At 49.2% G+C, this 472-nt stretch carries 1 protein-coding gene; it reads right to left on the bottom strand.

From position 1 onward, the window contains the following. Window positions 1-472 (bottom strand): NAD(P)-dependent malic enzyme (locus tag CHH48_RS19165; RefSeq protein ID WP_281252974.1); only part of this gene is annotated, 472 nt, incomplete at both ends.

Raw genomic sequence — 472 nt, 5'->3', positions numbered from 1 at the left:
ATTGTTCACGCCAAGGCTGTGCAGAAGCTCGATGATCGCGATACCGGCAGCACCTGCGCCGTTCGCTACAACTTTGATATTGTCGAAGCTCTTGCCAACCAATTTCAACGCGTTCAGCAAACCAGCAACTGTTACGATTGCAGTACCATGCTGATCATCGTGGAATACTGGAATGTCCGTTTCTGCTTTCAAACGCTCTTCGATTTCGAAGCAGCGAGGAGCGGAGATATCCTCCAAGTTCACGCCGCCAAATGTCGGCGCCATCAATTTTACGGTACGAACGATTTCGTCCACGTCATTTGTATCAAGCACGATTGGGAAGCTGTCAACACCTGCGAAGCTCTGGAATAGTACAGATTTACCTTCCATTACCGGTAAAGAAGCTTCCGGACCGATGTTTCCAAGGCCAAGCACAGCAGAGCCGTCACTGACAACTGCAACCATGTTTCCTTTCATCGTGTATTCGTAGACA

The organism is Terribacillus saccharophilus, assembly GCF_002272075.1.
Taxonomy (GTDB): Bacteria; Bacillota; Bacilli; order Bacillales; family Amphibacillaceae; genus Terribacillus; species Terribacillus saccharophilus_A.
Note: the sequence above shows the minus strand (reverse complement) of the source record. Positions and strands in the feature narration are given on the sequence as shown.